Origin of the sequence: Sulfurisphaera javensis, from assembly GCF_041154675.1 — an archaeon.
Lineage (GTDB): Archaea > Thermoproteota > Thermoprotei_A > Sulfolobales > Sulfolobaceae > Sulfurisphaera > Sulfurisphaera javensis.
The window spans coordinates 493809-513531 of sequence record NZ_AP031322.1; the positions used below are offsets into that span (position 1 = coordinate 493809).

General features: G+C 32.6%; 14 protein-coding genes and 1 tRNA gene. 10 read left to right on the top strand and 5 right to left on the bottom strand.

The window, feature by feature from the left end; all coding sequences use genetic code 11:
* Positions 1-187 precede the first annotated feature (187 nt).
* Positions 188-4525, top strand: coding sequence for a hypothetical protein (locus ACAM25_RS02680; protein ID WP_369610803.1), 4338 nt, complete (start codon positions 188-190; stop codon positions 4523-4525).
* 67 nt (positions 4526-4592) lie between these two features.
* Positions 4593-5981: a carboxypeptidase regulatory-like domain-containing protein gene (locus ACAM25_RS02685; protein WP_369610804.1), complete on the top strand. Its 1389-nt coding sequence runs from the start codon at positions 4593-4595 to the stop codon at positions 5979-5981.
* Positions 5982-6207: 226 nt separating this feature from the next.
* Here ACAM25_RS02685 and ACAM25_RS02690 read toward each other — a convergent pair.
* Positions 6208-6298: transfer RNA gene (locus tag ACAM25_RS02690), tRNA-Gly, on the bottom strand.
* Positions 6299-7102: 804 nt separating this feature from the next.
* Here ACAM25_RS02690 and ACAM25_RS02695 point away from each other — a divergent pair.
* The 4 genes from ACAM25_RS02695 to ACAM25_RS02710 are packed head-to-tail and all read left to right on the top strand — an operon-like array spanning position 7103 to position 12946.
* The gene (locus tag ACAM25_RS02695; RefSeq protein WP_369610805.1) at positions 7103-9241 is read left to right on the top strand and encodes a glutamate synthase-related protein; all 2139 of its coding nucleotides are present in this window, start codon (positions 7103-7105) and stop codon (positions 9239-9241) included.
* On the top strand, positions 9238-11208 hold the full coding sequence (locus ACAM25_RS02700) for a glutamate synthase (protein ID WP_369610806.1): 1971 nt from the start codon (positions 9238-9240) through the stop codon (positions 11206-11208). The genes ACAM25_RS02695 and ACAM25_RS02700 overlap by 4 nt, the downstream gene beginning before the upstream one ends.
* 57 nt (positions 11209-11265) lie before the next feature.
* Positions 11266-12087 carry a hypothetical protein gene (locus tag ACAM25_RS02705; RefSeq protein ID WP_369610807.1) on the top strand — a complete coding sequence of 274 codons (822 nt, stop codon included), beginning with the start codon at positions 11266-11268 and terminating at the stop codon, positions 12085-12087.
* 37 nt (positions 12088-12124) lie between these two features.
* Entirely contained in the window at positions 12125-12946 is an 822-nt protein-coding gene (locus tag ACAM25_RS02710) for an ABC transporter substrate-binding protein (RefSeq protein WP_369610808.1), read from the top strand.
* Here the strand turns inward: ACAM25_RS02710 and ACAM25_RS02715 are convergent.
* Positions 12911-13429, bottom strand: coding sequence for a hypothetical protein (locus ACAM25_RS02715; protein WP_369610809.1), 519 nt, complete (start codon positions 13427-13429; stop codon positions 12911-12913). The genes ACAM25_RS02710 and ACAM25_RS02715 overlap by 36 nt on opposite strands.
* A 62-nt stretch (positions 13430-13491) precedes the next feature.
* On the opposite strand from ACAM25_RS02715, the gene cimA reads away from it, so the two are divergent.
* Both cimA and ACAM25_RS02725 read left to right on the top strand, forming a co-directional pair.
* The gene (gene cimA / locus ACAM25_RS02720; RefSeq protein WP_369610810.1) at positions 13492-15060 is read left to right on the top strand and encodes a citramalate synthase; all 1569 of its coding nucleotides are present in this window, start codon (positions 13492-13494) and stop codon (positions 15058-15060) included.
* A gap of 4 nt (positions 15061-15064) precedes the next feature.
* The gene (locus tag ACAM25_RS02725) at positions 15065-15958 is read left to right on the top strand and encodes a 4-hydroxybenzoate octaprenyltransferase (RefSeq protein ID WP_369610811.1); all 894 of its coding nucleotides are present in this window, start codon (positions 15065-15067) and stop codon (positions 15956-15958) included.
* 124 nt (positions 15959-16082) lie between these two features.
* Here the strand turns inward: ACAM25_RS02725 and ACAM25_RS02730 are convergent, their stop codons facing one another.
* Genes ACAM25_RS02730 through ACAM25_RS02740 form a run of 3 tightly spaced genes read right to left on the bottom strand, consistent with a single transcriptional unit; the run spans position 16083 to position 17534 of the window.
* Positions 16083-16895: a gamma-glutamylcyclotransferase gene (locus ACAM25_RS02730; RefSeq protein WP_369610812.1), complete on the bottom strand. Its 813-nt coding sequence runs from the start codon at positions 16893-16895 to the stop codon at positions 16083-16085.
* A 2-nt stretch (positions 16896-16897) separates the two neighbouring features.
* The gene (locus ACAM25_RS02735) at positions 16898-17182 is read right to left on the bottom strand and encodes a hypothetical protein (protein WP_369610813.1); all 285 of its coding nucleotides are present in this window, start codon (positions 17180-17182) and stop codon (positions 16898-16900) included.
* Entirely contained in the window at positions 17169-17534 is a 366-nt protein-coding gene (locus tag ACAM25_RS02740) for an NfeD family protein (protein ID WP_369610814.1), read from the bottom strand. Before ACAM25_RS02740 ends, ACAM25_RS02735 begins: the two co-directional genes overlap by 14 nt.
* 34 nt (positions 17535-17568) lie before the next feature.
* Between ACAM25_RS02740 and ACAM25_RS02745 the strand changes: the two genes are divergently transcribed.
* Together ACAM25_RS02745 and ACAM25_RS02750 are read left to right on the top strand one after the other, a co-directional pair.
* The gene (locus ACAM25_RS02745) at positions 17569-18870 is read left to right on the top strand and encodes a thermopsin family protease (protein WP_369610815.1); all 1302 of its coding nucleotides are present in this window, start codon (positions 17569-17571) and stop codon (positions 18868-18870) included.
* Between the two features lie 12 nt (positions 18871-18882).
* Positions 18883-19662, top strand: a complete 780-nt coding sequence (locus ACAM25_RS02750) for a slipin family protein (RefSeq protein ID WP_369611589.1) — start codon at positions 18883-18885, stop codon at positions 19660-19662.
* Positions 19663-19723 lie beyond the last annotated feature (61 nt).

The window sequence follows — 19723 nt, forward strand, 5'->3', positions numbered from 1 at the left end:
ATTTTTCATTAAAAATTATAATGACTTAATTTCAGCCTATAAACCCTTCGCTTCAATATAAGGTTTATGATAAAAAGTAGCATATTTAAGTACTTGGTGCGTTAAACTCAAAAGAAAACTAAAACTTGTATACAATTGTATAACCAATTTTTTAAACCCATTCTCTTTCTTTGATTTTAGAAGTGTCATGAATAAGACCCTAGGTTTAATTCTATCTATACTATTTGTATTTGAAGTATTTCTATTTGGAATACCATTAACAACACAAGCAGCGTTACCACCAATACCACAAGGAGGAGTAGTAGCAATATATCTGCCACAATACAGTAGTGTAGCATTTATTTTTAACGTATCCAAAATACCAGTAACACCTAATAATATATCCACATTATTAAATGATCTAATGTCTGACTTCTATGTGTTACTAACATTTGACAGCAGCACTTATAATTTAATATTCCCACCAACGTATGGATATTATTCAACTCAATTAAAAAGCGTAATAATTGTAACTACTGTACTAGGCAATGATGTGGTTACTACATCCAATCAAGTTCCAATTTCTTATTTGCAAGAATATACTGGACCTTTAGGAGCAGTGTATAATTATTCTGGTATAGCTGTAACAAATTTAACCTCTCCTGGTGTTGGAACTCTGAAGTGTCCTAATGGAAAAACATTACCATCTCAGGTTATCACCTATTTAAGCAATCCTGCTGGCAAGAGCTTTTATGAATATGTTCAAGGCCAAATAATTAACACTATTACAATAAGTGGTGTTACAATAACTCCAACATTATCTAACCAGTTATTAGTATTTGCTCCATTCTCATTTGTTTCACCCTTATTTATACCAACTCCAGAAGCAACTGGATTCTTTAACACTATGCAATTGAATGGTTTCTTAGGTGCTACATTACAATCTGAAGCATCAACTAAACCATATATTTGGGGTAGAGCGTTAGTTAATGTCAGTATAGTAGATCCATTTGCCGTGAGCGGAAATTATGATAACATATCATTCCAGTTAAACTATTCTACTCCAGGACCATTACAAATTAATTTAGCACAAATGGGATATGTCGCTGCAATAAATAATTATCCAGCTAAATTCTCATATCAGTCCTATAAGTTTGTATCTGGATATTATAGTTTCTTAGGATTCATAACTGATGGTGATAATCTAACAATAAATGAAGTGCCTGCTCCTGAAAGCGGTAACTTTACTTTACCTGCTTTATCTGGAGATCCATCTTTCTATGTTACATTGATAGCGATTTTACCATTAACTTCAACTAGTCCTCCAAATGGCACTGTGTTAGAGTACTTTAGTAATTTAACAATTTATTACCTTAACCTTAGCAGTGGAAAACCTGTTCCTGTTAATGTAACTCACTTCAAAGCTAAGAATTATACACTACCAGTTTATGTGTATTCTTACCCAGTTGGATCAACATTAACAATAACTGGTTACTTTAATGGTCAACCATATACTACAACTATAGTTGTTAGTAGCACTCCAACTTTAGTATCTTATACTGCATTGACAACTTTATCCGCTACAGCATACGAAGCTGGTAATATTACCGGCGCTTCATATTATCTAACATCTGGAATTATGTCAACACCACCATCAGAAGTAGCTATAAAGGGTCAAACTCAATTTACTGCAGAAGGTACATTTAATTCACAAGAAGCAACAGCGAACGTAACATTATTAACAAATGCAACATTATTATTTGAAAATGTTCCATTACCAGGATATTCATTTTCTGGAATTATTGTAACTCCAGAATATCCAATAATTAATGGTAGTATAGCAATGCAATATATGGGAACAGCACAGTACTTTACTGTTGGTAGTGAATATGAGTTAGCAATATTAGGTTCTGAATTACCAATGCAAATATCTACATTTAATGGAGAACTTAACTTCATATTATCTGCTCCAAGTTATCTAAGCATGCCGTTCTCATTAACATTAACAGTTCCAACTGTACCTGCTGTAGAAACTGGTACTGGTCCATTATTAATAGTCTTCGAGACTATTCCACAATATACTTATATAACTCTAGTTGACTTTGGATTATGGGGAAATGAGACAGCAGTTGTAGTAACTGGATATTCTCTTAAAGGTGGTATAACAACAGTTAATAAAGGATATTTCTATGGTATTGTTATACCTCCTCAAATAACTACATTACCTACACAAATAACTGCACAAGACTTTGAGTGTTACAATGCACCTGATGTGGTATTATATGATCCTGATGCAGTTCTAGTACCAGGTTATCCAAATGGTCAATACACTTATGCTGTAAATAATAGTGACATTAACTTTAGTAATACGCATTTCACTGGAGCTATAATATTCTATGGTGGTAATGTATATAAAATAAGTGGAACATTCGGAAATAAAGGATTTTCAAAGACTTCAGTAGGCACTTTCAGTTATGAGCTAGAACCAATTCCTAATTCTAAATTCTCAGCATATCAATTAACATTTAATGGAAAGACTATAATGCCAATGCCAAATGCTCCAGATGGACAAACTAATGTTACAGCATTGCAATACTATGCTGATAATAATCCAACTGATAACATGTATTTTGAAGAGTCATTTATTACTGCTAATGGTAATGAGATTGAACCAGCATATGTTGCAGGATTAAATGTAACAAGTGGAAATAACATATTGTCTCCATTTATGCAAATTGGATATGAAGAAATAATTCCAGCGCCAGCACCAATAACTACATTGATACCTGGCTCTTCTGAGCCATATTATGATATTGCTAATTATGTAACATTCAAAATAGTATCTACTCCATCTACACCCTCAGTACCAGCTGGACTATATCCAGCAGATGAAAATACGTTTGTAACTGTAACAACTAATTCCACATTTGTTGGTACTACTGATAATTATAAGTACGTATCAACTGACTATGCAGTATACTATTACTTCTTACTAACTAAGATGTATAAGGTAGAATTAACTGTACAAGTTCCTAATATAACTACATCATTATACTTCTCCTCTTCAGTAACACCATTATATGCACCATATGCTACATTATACTTCAATGAATCATACTATGGAACTAACTTACCAGATTACTTAAGCATTGGAACTAATGGATTATTAGTCTGGAATGCACCATTATATCAATTATTAGGTGTCTCTGCTACAAGCCAGTTATTATCAAAGATGATGTATGTAAATGTTACATTACCATCTGGTACAAAGTACAGTATAATGCTAACAACTAAGAACTTAACCACCTTATTCCCACAATTAGTTGCACAGCAGTTACAGTACTGTAATGGTACATATGAGTTTGAGTTAAGCATTTCCGGTTTAGAGTCAATATTACATCTAACTGTAACTCAATTAAATGGTTCGATATTAACTGTTGGTGTATATGATTATGTAACTCATGAATTAGATGTTGCAACTACTAAATTAGTTGCACTAAAGACATTAGCATTGGTGCAAACTCAACCAGGCTTAGTATTCTACTTCTTAACATTCAAGCCATCACCAGTAACGATAACTGGTGAAATTCCATGGTTTATTGCCTCTGCAATGTATAAACAACCCTTCATGAGCTTCAGTGATGAAGAATATGCTCATACAAATCCAACATCAATATTGCATCTAAATGTGTTAAACATAACTATATATCATAACGGAAATAAGGCTATGATATACTATAATGCAACTGCTAAGGAAACTGTAATAGTTAATGTATATGGGCAGATGATTACTATACCTGGTAATGTTTTACCAACAATACCAGAAACTGCCCCATTAAGTGGATTATTCAACGGAACATTACCATTAACTATTATACAAAATAATACTTTAACTACATTAACGTTCAAAGGTGAGCCAGTATATACAAATGGAACATTAGCTTTTATATTGCCAAATGGTACTCCTGTTCCATTAGGTCCTGCTGGTCTCTTCGTTTTGCCAGAAGTTGAAGCATATCCAAATATAACTGTAGGTTATAATGCTAATGTAAGTGTAACTGTAACTGATTCAGTCACTACATTAACAGTATCTACATACATATCCTCAGCTAATATAACACCAATAAGATTAGCTCCAATTCCAATTATTCCACCATTATCTAAGAGCTTATTAACACCAGAGGATACATATATTGATAATCAAACAATAGTTATTACAGCAACAAGTCCAGTAATTGACATTTATGCAACTAGCGTGCTAAAGTATCCATATGAGTTCTTCGTGTATGCCTTAGTATATAAGCATGGAGTTTACACTGGTGCACCATTATATGCAGCATATCAAGCTATAGTTCCTGGTCCTGAAGGTTTAGGAACCTCTGCTATTCCATACTTAGAAATAGCTGTCCAAATGGCTGGAATAACATCATTACCAGCGGGTAACTATACTGTTGTAATGTATGCTGTACCATATCCAACTGCCATAATAACAATATCAGAGTATCCAATAGCATTAATATTCTATAACGTGGAGCTAGTTTCATGAAGTTAGGAAAAGATTTAAGTTATGTTCTTTTTTATTATGTTTTAAAAGTGTATATGGTGAATAGGTTATGAGGTTTACTCTCGTTTTGGGATTAATTTTGTTGATATCAATAGTAGGATTAATATGGGTAGATAGTAATATTTTAGCTGGAACTAGCTCTTTAACTATAGTAACGCCATATCAAGGTGAAGTATTTCATTATGGTCAAGAGTTAGTCATTGAAGTTCAAACTACACCAAATACTCCAGTAAGTATTGGTGTTGTTAATCCTTTAGGTAAGGAGACTCCATCAGCGCCAGTAGAATCTAATTCTACTGGATATGTGGTTGTTAACTTCTGGACATGGGGAACTATTGCTGGTGTAAACAATTATACTGGTGCTTATGAAGTTATAGTTACTGCTCAAACTCCATCTGGTATAGTAACTCAAACAGTTACTGTTTACTATGAACCATATACTGCTACTATAGAAGTAACTGTTGTAAATGAGCAAAATGTTCCATTAGCTGGAGCTACTGTTAAAGCATATAATGTAACTAATGGTCTTCATGAGTTTTTAACTAGTGCTGTTACTAACGCATCTGGTACTGCTATACTTCATGTATACGCTTTTAACTTTACTGAAAATATAGAGATAGTAGCTTCTTATCCAGGTTATGTGAATTCTAGTGCCACTGTAGCTGTAAAAGCTATGCAGACTATTCCAGTTACGATAAAGTTATATCCTGCAGTCGTAACAATTTTAGCCGTTGAAGAACTGCAAAATAATAAGATAATTGCTCCACTCAATCCATCTGGTTATACATCATTTACTGGATATGCAGGCGATGAAATTTCTATATTATTTGAAGTTCTATTTGCTAATATGAAGGTTACAAATGCTACTGTAAGTGCTATGGTAGTAACTCCGGAAGGAACAGTTAGCATAACACCAACTTTAACTTCATCTGGTTATTATAACGTAACTTTCATGTTGCCATCAATAAATTCAACATATGAGGGTTATGTTGAGATTAATGCTACTTACAGTGGAGTTACAAATACATTGTCAGTTCCAATTGAAGTACAAGTAAACTTTACACAACTTATTGATCAAGAAATTAACAAATTAAATGCTGAAATTCAGACTCTTAATACCACAGTTTATACTTTAATGAATGAGATTAAATCATTAAATGACTCTATATCTTCATTAAGTGGTGAGTTATCAACTGTTAGTAGTGATATATCTACTTTAGAGAGTGAGATAACTACTCTAAAAACTTCAGTTAGTTCATTAAATACTACTGTATCTAATCTAAAAGGAACTGTTCAAAGTTTGTCTAGTGAGGTAAATAGCTTAAATAGTAAATTAAATAGTATTACTCCATTAGTATATGGCGGTTTGATAGCTGGAATAATAGGTTTAATAGTTGCGATAGTTGCTATAGTGTTAGTTTATAGAAAGATAAGCTAAACTTTTTTTATTGATTTTGTTTTTTATAGTTTGAGTATTTTTGTTTTAGTAATTTTTTTATATAGTTTAACTTAACAGTATGGTGATTGATTTTATTTCTTAATCTTCATTAATTTAGACAGATTCTCTTAATCTATACTTATAAAGTAGTTATAGAAGTTATCTTTCATTCTATTTATGTATTGTCAAAAAATTGAGGGGATTTCAAAAAGGTTTAATTTTATAATGCGGCCGCCGGGATTTGAACCCGGGATTACTGGCTTTCTTCGTCTAGCCTTGGAAGGCCAGCGTCCTAATCCAGGCTAGACGACGGCCGCATTATAAAATATGAAGTTGCCAATTTAAAAATTTGTTGTTGGAAAAAGTTTCCCTAAAGGATATTTCTTTTAGTGTAAATTATTTTTAGCTTTCTTATCTCAAGTGTGAATGATTAATTCTCGAATAGTGAATGGAACTTAGGATGTGCGATTTTCCGCGAAATGAAGAGAGAAGAATGATTAGGTAACTATGGCTTCGATGAAATCAGATAGCCGATGTTATATGCTGTCGCCTCTAACTAATTTACGCTTTTAAAATTAGTAGGATACAAAATATAAGGGATTTAAAGATATGCAAACTCACTTAATATATGATTCTCTTTCGAAATATAAGGTTTTATAGCTATTTACATATATCTAGATTGTATAGTGTTAAAACTTTCCTTTACTAGATTCTGTCTATAGGAAATTTTTATTAGAAATAATTTGCTACATTCTTCAAAAAGTATCTATAGAATTTTCGATGATTAAATTAAATCCTCTTGTAATTGGTAATTATTAAAAGTAAAAATTTATTTTTAATGGAGGGAGTTATGGTTTTAATTTTTTTCGTTTTATTTTTGTTTAAAGACTCTCATAAGTGTTTTAAAATCTTTTAATTTATTCTTTTAATCTCTGAACTATTTTGATTTTTAATGAACAGATATCCTGTGTTGTTTAAACAATGGTAAGTAAGAGTTTCTATTAACGTAAGTTAATTTATTAGATTAGAACTCTATTTAGTCGTTTTTTGTACTTATGTCTACCTAAATAATCCTATAAACAAATATATAGTGTTATATTATATTTAGATTTTGACCCCGATTGCTTGTCATCAAGCAATACTTACCTATACCGAAACAAACTGATAATGAATTTTGGACTGTTGAGAGAATTGAACATATTCGTAAGCTTGCCTTGACTGGTAAGCCACAAATGATTTTTCCAAAATGGAACTCTTTAAGAATTCTTGATCGAGTTCGTTTTAAAAAAGAAGATGGAAGTATTTCTGATTCTCCTAAGGCTAAAACTTTAACTAAAATTGCTGGAATTGAGATGTCAGCTCCTCTTTACCTAGGAGATATGTCTTATGGTGCTTTAAGTGGAAATCCAAATATTATAATTGCTAAGGTTGCCGATCTTACGGGTACTTTAGCTGGCACTGGTGAAGGTGGTCTTCATCCAGAAGTTGCTAAGTCAAAAAGAATTTTTGTTCAGTGGGCTTCAGCAAGGTTTGGGGTTGATTTTGATGTTTTAATGCATGGAGCTGGAATAGTTATTAAGATTGGTCAAGGAGCTAAACCCGGTATAGGTGGACATTTACCAGGCAGTAAGGTGACAGAACCTATTTCTTTAACTAGAAGAATTCCGATTGGTATTGATGCTATTTCTCCAGCACCTCACCATGATATTTATTCAATAGAGGATTTAGGTCAAAGGATTGAGGCTTTAAAGGAAGCAACTGGCAAGCCAGTCTTTGTAAAAGTCGCTGCAACAAATTACATTCCTTATATTGTGTCTGGTATAGCAAGAATGGGTGCTGATGGTGTTATAATCGATGGACATGGCGCTGGTACTGGAGCTACTCCTATTGTTATAAGGGATAACGTTGGTATTCCTATTGAGTTAGCTGTTGCATCAGCTGATAAGGTTTTAAGAGAACAAGGAATGAGAGAAAAGTTTACAATTATAGCAGCTGGAAGGGTTGCTGATGCTACTGATGCTGCTAAGTTGATTGCTTTAGGTGCCGATGTAGTTAGTGTTGGTACTGGAGCTTTAATTGCTATGGGCTGTGTTATGGTACATAAATGTCATATTGGATCTTGTCCAACAGCGTTAACAAACAAAATAGACGGAACTAGAATGATTGATATTGATTTTGGTCTTAAGGTTTTAGTTAATTATATTCAAGGCTTTTCCCTTGAGCTTGCTAATATATTAGATAATTTAGGTTTATCTAGTATTAACGAGCTTAAGGGAAGGAGAGATTTGCTTATAGGTAAAGGTCTTTCAAGAGAGACTTTAACAATCTTAGGCATTGAAGGAGAGGAAGAGGAACTTCCGCCTAAGCTAGGTGAACTGTGGTCTAGGAGGAGAAAAGTTTACTTACATGAGTTGGTGAATAAGGGAGATCCAGTGATAACTAGTATGGGAAGTACTGCTCCACCAGATGTTGAAAAGCCTGCAAGGATCGTTGATTGGTTAAGAAGTGATGGTGCTCAAGTAACTAGACCCTCAATAGATCCTTATAGGGAGGATATAGATACTAGCTTTTATTTAGCTGGTGGTAAAATATATCTCTCTTTGCCGGTAATTTTTGATATAATAGATGCACCAGAGGATGAGAAGAACGCTTTGCAATGGGCATCTTTAGCTTTAAGCTCAGCTGTCTTTACTTATGAATCTTCTCGTTTCTATGAAGAGATTTCAATAAGTCATGATGAAAAAGGTATAATGAAGTGGAGTAAGGATTATGAATTAGGTAGTTATATATTATTGCCTAGTGATGAAAAATCAATAGAGGAGGTTGTTGAACTTAAAGGTATTCCTGGCTTCATAATTGATGAGGATTTAGGAAATCAAGATCTTGAAATTGTGATTTCAGAAATTGATACTAAGTTAAAGAAGATGGGAATTAGGAAGAAGTTTGATTTAATAGCAAAGTCCTCAAGGATTAGAGATTCTGGAGATGTGTTTAAGTTTATAGCCTTAGGTGCTGATTCTGTTATAATGTCTTATAAAGTGTTTGAGGTAGCTTTAGGAGAGGGAAATAGGTCTGATTTGAAGAGTAAGGCTTTCAATTTAATTGCTGGTTTTAAGAAGGAAATTGCGTTATTAGCTGGTGCAGCTGGAGTTTATTCTGTTCAATCTACTTTAACTGGAAATAGGGAGTTATTAAGGGCTGTGAATTTGAACTCTTACATTTTACAAAAATTAAGGGTTAAGGTGGCTGGTTCTCTATGATTCATCCATCTGGTTGTGGGGTTTTAGGAATACTAAGGAAAAAGAACGCAAGAAAAATTACTGGGGATGAAGTTGTTAGAGGAATTGAAAGGGTTAGATATAGGGGTAGTGATAGGGGTGCTGGATTTGCTGTTTTTGATAAGGACAAAGGGAATAAGTACATTCTTAAGGTTTTTTATGAGGGAGATCCTTTAAGTTTAAGGAATATTTTAGAATCTCATGGTTTAAAAGTTGATAAATATGAAATTGAATATACTGACACTGATGTTTGTGATTGTAAGTACTACATTACTTTAGACGATATTACTCAGGGTAAAAAAGCATTTAGGAATATAAATGAGATTATATGGTCAAATAGGAAAGGAAGGCTTTATAGTTTTGGTACTTCTCTTCAAGTGTTTAAAGGTGTTGGTTATCCTAAGGATGTTGCACAAATGTATAAGGTTGAAGAATATGAGGGTGACTTATGGTTGGCTCACACTAGGCAACCTACTAATTCTCCGGGACATTACCCTTATTGGTCTCATCCTTTCTCAACTTTTAATATTGCAATAGTTCATAATGGTGATGTTAGTTCTTTTGGTGCTAATGTTGAGTATTTGTTAGAAAGAAACTGGGAAGGGTTTGTAGGTACTGATAGTGAGGTTATTGCTTTTCTTTTTGAAGAGTTAATTTCAGAAGGCTTTAGTGTTGAAGAAGCTGTAAAAATTTTAGTTAATCCTTCAAGGCGTTTTTCAGCTCTTCCAAAGGAATTAGATTATTATTACAGAAACGCTAGGTTAGATGGCCCATTTACAGCTGTTATCGGTTATGATTCTTGTGATGATCTTTATTTGATTGCCTTAGCTGATAGATCTAAATTTAGGCCAGCAATTATTGGTGAAGATGATAATTTCTATTATGTTGCTAGTGAGGAAAATGAGATTAGAGAAATTAGTCCTAATGCTCGGGTTTGGACTTTAAAGCCTGGTTCTTATTTCATTGCTTCTCTTAATAAAGGGGTAATTAGTTACGGAAGAGATGAGGCAGAGTTAAAGAGTTTTTCTCATCCACCAATTTTTACTCCTCCAAGTTACGATATAAACGCTAGAAATGTTGGTTATAAAGAGTTAAATGAGTTGATAGTTAAAGAAATCAAAAGAGGTAAAAGAGAGGTAACTGTTGCTAACGTGTTAGGTCACCGTTATATTGGTATTAATTTTAAGCGTTTTGGAGTTTCTAACATTAGAGTAAATCTTTATGGTGTTGTTGGTAATTCCTTAGCAAATCTTAATGAGGATAACTACTTTTACGTTTATGGGAATGTTGCTGATGACTGTTGTGATACTATGCATGGAGGTAAAGTAGTTATATATGGTGATGCCAGAGATGTTTTAGCTCAAACTTTTCAGAACGGTAAAATATTTGTGAAGGGGAATGCTGGTAATAGGGTTGGCATACAGATGAGAGAATATAAGGATAGAAGGCCTTATTTAGTAATTGGCGGTATGGTTGATGATTATTTAGGAGAATATATGGCTGGTGGTGTTATTATTGTTTTAGGGACTAACATTAATCATGAACCAGTTGGAAATTTTGTAGGTACTGGCATGGTTGGAGGAAGAATTTACATTAGAGGTAAAGTATCTCCATCTAAGATAGGTTTACAACCACCGAAGGTTGAAGTTATAAAGTTATTAAAGGCTTTATACATAGATAGTCTTATAGACGAAGATACATACGAAAGGTTAAGAGAGAAAGACTACATAGAAATTATGGACCAATTAGAGGGTAAAGCTAAAGAGTACGCTAAAAGGTTATTTGAAGAAAAAGTGGGTATTCCTAAAGTTGAGTACAGAGAATTAACAGAGGAAGAGTTTAAAGAGGTGTACCCTATTCTCTCTGAGTATAGTGTTGATATGGGAAAAGATTATACAGAGTATTTAAAAGACAAATTCACTGTCATAACATCTAGAGGTAAGCTTTAAAGAGGTTTTTAGTCAGTTAATAGATTTTTATAATACGAAGTAGAAAAGTATTATGGGTTGTATTTTACTCGAGTTAGAGTTTTAGGAGAGGGTGAAATAGCAAAGAAGATTTCCTCTATTCTTTCTACTTTAGGTTACGAATTAAAACCAGAAAAACCTAACTTATATATTATTGTTGGAGAAATAGAGAGAGCTTTAAGGTTTAGTAATAAGAAATCTGGTTTGATCTTTGTTTCAGAAGATGGAGAATATGTAATACCTTTAAAAGGAGAAAGTAAGGGAGTCTCTTTCATAGCTTCAATTATTGCAGACACTTTAAATTCAAATTTGATTACAACTTCTAAATTCTCTCAATTAGGATTATACAGTGTAGAAGAGTTCTCATGGTTAAATGCACTTTTCACAAGGCATAAAGAGGAAATTAGGCAATTAAATAATAAATTGATTGAGAAGAGGAAACTATATGTTTATACGGACGGATTAAAGTTAGTTTTTCCAGAAGGATATATTAAAGTAGAAACACCTTGTGAAGCTGACTTAATAATAGGAGAAGGAAAATGTAATGGTTTAGTATTAAAGCCTATAAAGATTATTGTTGGGTTACATTATATTGAAAGGGTTCCTTTTGAGGTTCTTTTGTATTCTATAAAATTAACGATGAAAAGCCTATATATTAATGAGAATAGAGTTGATGTTATTGTTACTCCAGTTAATGATAGGAATGTTAAAGAAGTTAGTAATTTACTAAACGCTGAACACGTTGTTATTAATGCTGAGACATGTGAAGATATGTTATATAATTATGGTGGAAAAATTTTACTTAAAGAGGTTCAGAGAGCTTATGGAGTTATAACTTGTTTAGCCGGGTTATTTCTCTAAAAAAAAAAGTTAAATTTAGGTTGGTTAAATAAACTCTATGAAAGTTTATAACGAGATACTCGATGAATACGTTGATGTTCCTAGGCCTATAAAGAAGATTGTTAGTTTAGATCCAGCAACTACTGAAACGTTATTTATGTTAGGATATGGTGATAAAATTATTGCAACGGATGCCTTTAGTTATAGGCCAGAAGAGGCAAGAAGAATACCAAAAATTGGGAGTTATACTCACGTTAATGTAGACTTTTTAGAGAGAAATAAGCCAGACATAATTTTCTCAACAACTGGTGCACAAAAGGAGTTAACAAAGAAGTTAATCAATTTGGGTTTTACTGTTTATCCTATTGGTGTAGCTACTTCTATTTCAAGAATTTTAAATAACGTAATAATTATTTCAAACGTTATCGGTGCCTTAAATGAAGGTAGAAAATTGTACATGGAGTTATTCTCTGCCTTATCATCTTTTATAAGAACTTCGCCTATTAAAAGGGTTAAAGTATATATAGAGTTTGATTTAGGTGGTCCTATAACTGCTGGTTTTCCAACTCACGTAAGTGATGCTATTTATCATGTAGGTGGTAAGAACATTTTTGATGACAAAGAAGACGCATACTTTACCCCTAATCCAGAAGATATACTATCAAGAGAGCCAGATGTTATAATATATGAACCTAAGATGTATAAGGATTATGAGGTTGAGAGATTTAAAAAAGGACTTATAAATAGAGGTTTATCATCTCTTCTTGAGAAACCTATTTTAATTACTAAGGGTGATTTTTTAGCACACCAAGGCCCTAGTTTTATAACTGAAGGGGTTAAATGGTTATTTCTTTCTCTTGAACCTTTTACCAAAAAATGATGCAATTAAACCGTAACCAGCAGCAACTACTCCTAATGCAATGAAGAATTCACTTATAGTAGTTATAACTCCTAAAGTTGAATATAAGCTATTTATTTCGTCATAAGTAAAGATAGCATGTCTAAGAGTAACATATTGATATGTATTTGTTGGATTTGCAATTGCAATGTAATAAGTACCAGGGTAGACTTTTGTTATTAAAACTTCTGAACTATTTGCAACTAACCCAGAGGAGTTTATAACTTGTAAATAGACTGAGGATGTATTTGCAATAAGGTATATAGTATTGTTTGATTCTGTAGTGTTAATAGTTAAAACCTTTATAGTTTTACTAGGGGGAACTTCAACAATTGTGTAATTATTTTCCAATGCTTTATCGACAACTTTATAATAGGGTAAATAAACAGGTGTTAAGATATATACGGAAAGAAATATAACAATTAACAAAACACCTACGACTATAAATAGAGAGTTTCTGTTCATAATGATATCACTTCTGACTATAAGGTTTATAAGCATTAATAATAAAATTGATCTCATGTCCGGTGTTTACGAAATCTGTTGAGGTATTGGATACTACTTTAAGAGATGGAGCACAGTCTGCAAATGTATCTTTCACATTAAATGATAAAATAAGGATAGCACTAGCATTAGATGAATTAGGAGTGAATTACATAGAAGCTGGCTGGCCTGGATCAAATCCAAAAGATGAGGAATTCTTTAAAGAAATAAAAAAATACTCTCTATCTAAAGCAAGGATTGCGGCTTTTGGAAGTACTAGGAGAAAAGAATATAGTGCAAAGGAAGATCCTAATTTAAATGCTATAATAAAAGCTGATGTAGATGTTGCTGTTCTTTTTGGGAAATCTTGGCTTTTACACGTTACTGATGTTTTAAAGATAAAACCAGAAGATAATTTAGATATAGTTTATGATAGTATAAATTATTTGAAATCTCACGGATTAACAGTAATATTTGATGCTGAACATTTCTATCAAGGATTTAAAGATAATAGAGAATATGCATTAAAAGTTGTTAAAACTGCAGAAGAGGCTAAGGTTGATGTTATAGCATTAGCTGATACAAATGGTGGAACTCTTCCTCATGAAGTTTATGAAATAACTAAGGTTGTAGTTGGAGAAGTTAAAACTAAGGTTGGATTACACATGCATAATGATTCTGGCTGTGCAGTAGCTAATAGTTTAATGGGTGTATTAGCTGGAGCAAGGCATGTTCAAGGAACTATAAATGGAATAGGAGAGAGGACTGGAAATGCAGATTTAGTTCAAATAATTCCTAATTTAGCCTTAAAGATGGGCTTTAATGTATTAAAGGGAAAGGAAAGTTTAAAGAAACTAAGAGAAGTTTCTAGGCTTGTATATGAATTAGCTGGATTGCATCCAAATCCATATCAACCTTATGTTGGTGATTTTGCATTTACTCATAAGGCTGGGGTACATGCAGATGCGGTAATGAAAGTTGCAAGGGCTTATGAACACATTGATCCTTCACTAGTAGGAAATACTAGGAGGTTTGTAATCTCTGAACTATCTGGAACTTCTAATTTAGTTACTTATTTAGAGAACATAGGAGTTAAAGTTGATAAGAAAGATGAAAGGCTTAAGAATGCTTTAAAGAAGATAAAGGAGCTTGAAAATAAGGGTTATAGTTTTGATTTAGCTCCATCATCAGCCATATTAGTTGCTTTAAAAGAACTTGGACTTTATGAAAAGAAGATAGATGTCGAATATTGGAAAGTAATAAATGAAAGTAGTAATCTATCAATTGCTGTAGTTAAGGTTAATGGTCAATTAGAAGTTTCTGAAGGTGTTGGTCCAGTTCATGCTGTTGATTTAGCCTTAAGGAAAGCATTACAAAAGGTTTATCCAGAGATAACTAATGTAAAGCTAACTGATTATAGAGTAATACTTCCCGGAGAAATAAAGAACACTGAAAGCGTTGTAAGAGTTACAATTGAATTTACTGATGGTAGTATAACTTGGAGAACTGTTGGAGTTTCGAGTAGCGTTATTGAAGCTAGTATATTAGCCTTAATTGATGGTTTAGATTATTATCTTCAGTACAAGAAGTTAAAAACCCTAAAAAGTAATTAATTCTATGCAGTGGGATCCAGGAGGAGCGACTGAAAGCAAAAGTAAACTTTACATTTATTTAAGGTTTCTTAGGATTGAACAAACTTTCTTTAGTTTACCTATGGCCTATATGGGAGCTTTTGTTGCTATTAAAAAAATACCTCCAATTTACATTTTGTTTTTAATATTTTTATCTCTCTTTTTCTTAAGAATTGCAGGAATGACTAATGATAATTTAGCTGATAGAGATATAGATGCTAAGAATCCGAGGACAAGAACAAGACCCTTAGTTACTGGAAAAATTACCGTAAAAGAGGCTAAGCTCTTGATAATAATTTCCCTAATAGCTTTCTTTATATCTGCATTTTTTGTTAATTTTTACGCTTTCATACTTTCTCCACTTGTAGCTTTAGTTGTAATGACTTATCCTTACATGAAAAGATATACGGCATTTGCTAATTATCAAATCGCCACTGTTCAAGGATTAGCTGTATTTAGTGGTGCTGTAGCTTCCTTAGGTCTATTTGTCACTTCTTTTTCTCAGTTAATTTTAGAAATACCATGGTTATTTGTAATAGCAACAATATTTTGGGCAGTTGGTTTTGATCTTTATAATCATATTCCAGATGCAGAATTTGATAAAAAAATGGGATTACATAGCTTTGCTGTTCTTTTAGGGAATAAGGCATTGCCTTTTGCTGGAATTAATCAAATACTTTCTGTTGCTTTAGCTTTTGCTGGTGATTATTTTTACCATTTAGGCTATATAGCATATTCAGCTACTATTTTACACGGTTTAATTATGGCTTATGCATATTATTTAGCGAGTAGAGGAGATTTTGGAAGAGCGTTCTATTATAACATCTACTCTTCAGTGGTTTTAGGAATTGGAGTTATTTTAGCTGTTGTTTTTAGTTAATTTTTTCTAAATTTTTGAACAAATAAAAGTCAGCGTCGGCCAAGGTCATCAAAAATCAGTGAGGGGTTCTTTCATCACTCAGACTCGGGTTCTCTCTTCATTAATCCGCTAAGGGCGGGCATCATCACAAAAGTCCAGAACTTATACAGTTATTTCCCCATCCTCTCTTTAAACCTTGGATAATTAAGCTTAAATATTCTTCTGAGGGCTTTTCTTGATTTCCTTTGTCTGGAGAAACATAAGCATATGCGTAATATTCTTTTCCCTTTTCGTCAATAACTTTAATAACTTCTCTCATATATTTCACTAGATGTTGCTCAGCCTTATCTAGTGTATTTAATTCATCTTCGTGCATTACATAAATATAACCACAGACTTTTCCCTTTTCATCTTCTATTAAATTTGCACAATATTTCCATCTACAAGGTATGTTGAATATCATTTTGTAACCATAAGCAATTGCATTAATTTTTTTCAATATCTTTTTTACTCCTCTTTGTCTAAGTACTTCCTCATTAGTATTTTCAGCATAGGCAAAGTAATTTAGAATTACTGGCATTCTAACATATTTAGAATAATCCCCTTCATCGATGAGATCTCTCCCAGAAATATCTTGATTATAAACGTAAATATATACGTCAGATAAAGAGTATTTTCTCTTATCATCAAAGTAAACTTTAGTCTTTTCTCTTATATACAAATCATCAGGTCTTCCTCTATAATCTTCAACTCTATCAAGAAGGTTAATAGTATCTTCATCTACCTCATAAACCTCTCCATAAATTATTCCATCTCCTTTAATCACACCGGGATAACTTCCTAAATCATACATTTTATAACCTTCAGTAAACGCTAAGCCCACGAATCTTGAGTTTGATAATAAATGATGTAATTCAAATCCATACCTTAATGACCCATAAACGAATAGGTAGGGCACTTTTATTCACCTAAATATTCTATCCATAGCTCTAATTCACTTTCATCAAGTTTTCTCTTTTTAATATTTCCTTCCATTACATATGCTTCAGTTATAATAACTTCATCACCCACTTTTTCTCCTAAGATTTCAATATATCTATTAACGTTTTCAACATCTTCATCTGAGCTCATAGCTTCATTGATAGAAGGAGGAGTGTAATGAATTATTACTTTATCTTTATCTTCAGTTACTGAATATCCGGAGTTTTTTAACTTTTGAAGTACTGTAAGCTTAATTTTTATCATTATCTGTAAGCTTTTTAACTTTTAATTTTAAACCTTCCATTCCAGTAACTATTACTTTTTCTCCCTCAACTATAGGCTCTTCAGCAATCGCCTTCCACATTTCTCCCTCAATCATTACATACCCTTCTCCGTTTTTTGGTATATCCTCAATAGCTTTCCCTATTTTACCTACATAAGTATAAAGATTTCTCCTCCTAGTCTTATATATAACGTAAGCTATTCTATATGATATAAAACCTACAATCGCCATTGAGGGTACTGCAACTATAGGATTTGCATATTGTCCAGTTAAAATAAGTGCAGCTACCACAATTGCGATAATTATGATCGGAATTACAACATGGCTTACCATAATATTTAATAGGTAATGATAGAAAAATATTTTTGTGAAAATTTTAGCGTTAATACTAATATTATTTCTTTTAGTAGAACCGTTAGTTTCATTTTCTCTTTCTAGTTCAGCATTTACTATATCTTACCCTATGGGAATGTCATTTTATTCTTTATTTTCAACGTATTTTACTAATGAGGTAATGGGAGTAATAAATATAACCTTTATGAGTATTGGTTCCTCGTATCTACCGAATGGTCAGTATTTAACTACCGGTAATGCTTCTTTACAGTTAAATGCTATGATTAATGGCTTATATTGGGCTCAAGATGTTATTCTTTTCCATCAGATTTCCAAAAATGAGTTTGAGGCAAGTTTAGTTTTAAACTTATGGAATTTAACTGGTCCTTTCACAATTCCTTTGAATGGAAGTGCAACAACATACCAAGGTTTAGGGGTTATATGCTATAAAGGTCCGACATTTAATGTAACTTTACCAATATCAATATCTTTGTTTATGATAGATAATTCTTCGTTATATTTTGGTTATATTATTCATAATAAATCTGGAATATTCTATAAAGCTCCTATAAGTGGGGAGTTTCAGATTGGAGGACTCTCTATAGCTGGAATTCCAAATGATTTAGAGTTTGTTTTTGGCGGTCCAGGAGGTGGAAGCGTTGTTGATATGCAAGTTGAAGGTTCAATGAACTTATATTTTATGCAAAATGGAAAGTTAAGTTTAGTTCCTTATGCTTATTCAATTGGTTTCGATACAGCAGAGTCAGCTGTTGGAGTCCAATCAACTGCAAACCTAACTAATTTATGGAAACCAGATACAATTCTCTCAAGCGGGCCAGACGATGCTATAGTTTTATGGCCTATAAAACCTAACATTTCAACTTATGAAAAAAACAATAGTATTTATGTTAATATCACTTTTGAAGGAAAGCCATTAGCAAATCAACCTATATATATAGAAGATGTAGGACTAACGGGACTAAATATAATAGCTGAAAATTATACCAATCAATCTGGTTATGTAAAATTTGAGAATGTGTCTCCTTCCTTATATGTAGTTTATTACCCTGGGAACTTCACATTATCATCTGATTATATAGTTTCTTCTCCCATTATAAATTCTATTATAATTCACCTTCAAACAATATATGATAAGATGGTAAACTTTTTGAAGAGTTATAACTTTAAAAAATCTCTTTCTTCATTTTTCAACAACATTCATGAAGTAACTTATAATCAATCAGCAGGTAGTATAAACTATGTAATTCTAATTTACATATTAGGATTTAGTGCAGGTTTAGTAATTTCAGCTTTGCTAATAAGATTTAAACTCTGAAATGTATATTATATCATGGTATCTGTTGCAGATATAATAGGATTAGTATTTCTTATCATAATAATCCTTATATTTCTAGCTATGTCTTTTAGAGTTGTCGCTGAATGGCAAAGGGCTGTTGTATTAAGATTAGGAAGAGTTTTAGGTGTTAAAGGCCCTGGAATAATATTTCTAATACCTTTTGTAGATAGACCTCTTGTCGTTGATTTAAGAATAGTCACTGTGGATGTTCCACCTCAAACTATAGTAACTAAAGATAACGTCACTGTGACAATTGATGCTGTAGTCTATTATAAAGTTGTAGATCCTATGAAAGCTGTAGTAAGTGTTAGTAACTATCCAGCAGCTGTGTTAAACTATGCTCAGACTTCTCTAAGAGACATTGTAGGACAAATGGAATTAGATGAAATCCTGACAAAAAGAGAAGAGATTAATAGGAGATTACAAGAGATATTAGATACTGTAACTGAAGGTTGGGGAATAAAAGTTACTCAAGTCACTGTTAGAGATATAAGACTATCTCCAGAGCTTTTATCAGCAATGGCTGAGCAAGCTAAAGCTGAAAGGCTTAGAAGAGCTAAAATAATTTTAAGTGAAGGAGAAAGACAAGCTGCGAATATATTAGCTGAAGCCTCTTTATCTTATCAAAATAACCCAGTTGCCTTGCAACTTAGATTCTTGGAGATGTTATCTGACATATCACAGAGAGGTAATATGGTAATTGTAGTCCCTGCTGGACAAGAGTTTTTTGCAACTCTTTCAGTACTTAAAAATACAGTAAAACAACAATAATCAGCTGGACTAGGACACTTCATCTTTCAAGGTTGTGGTCTCTTCATCATCTTTTTAATTA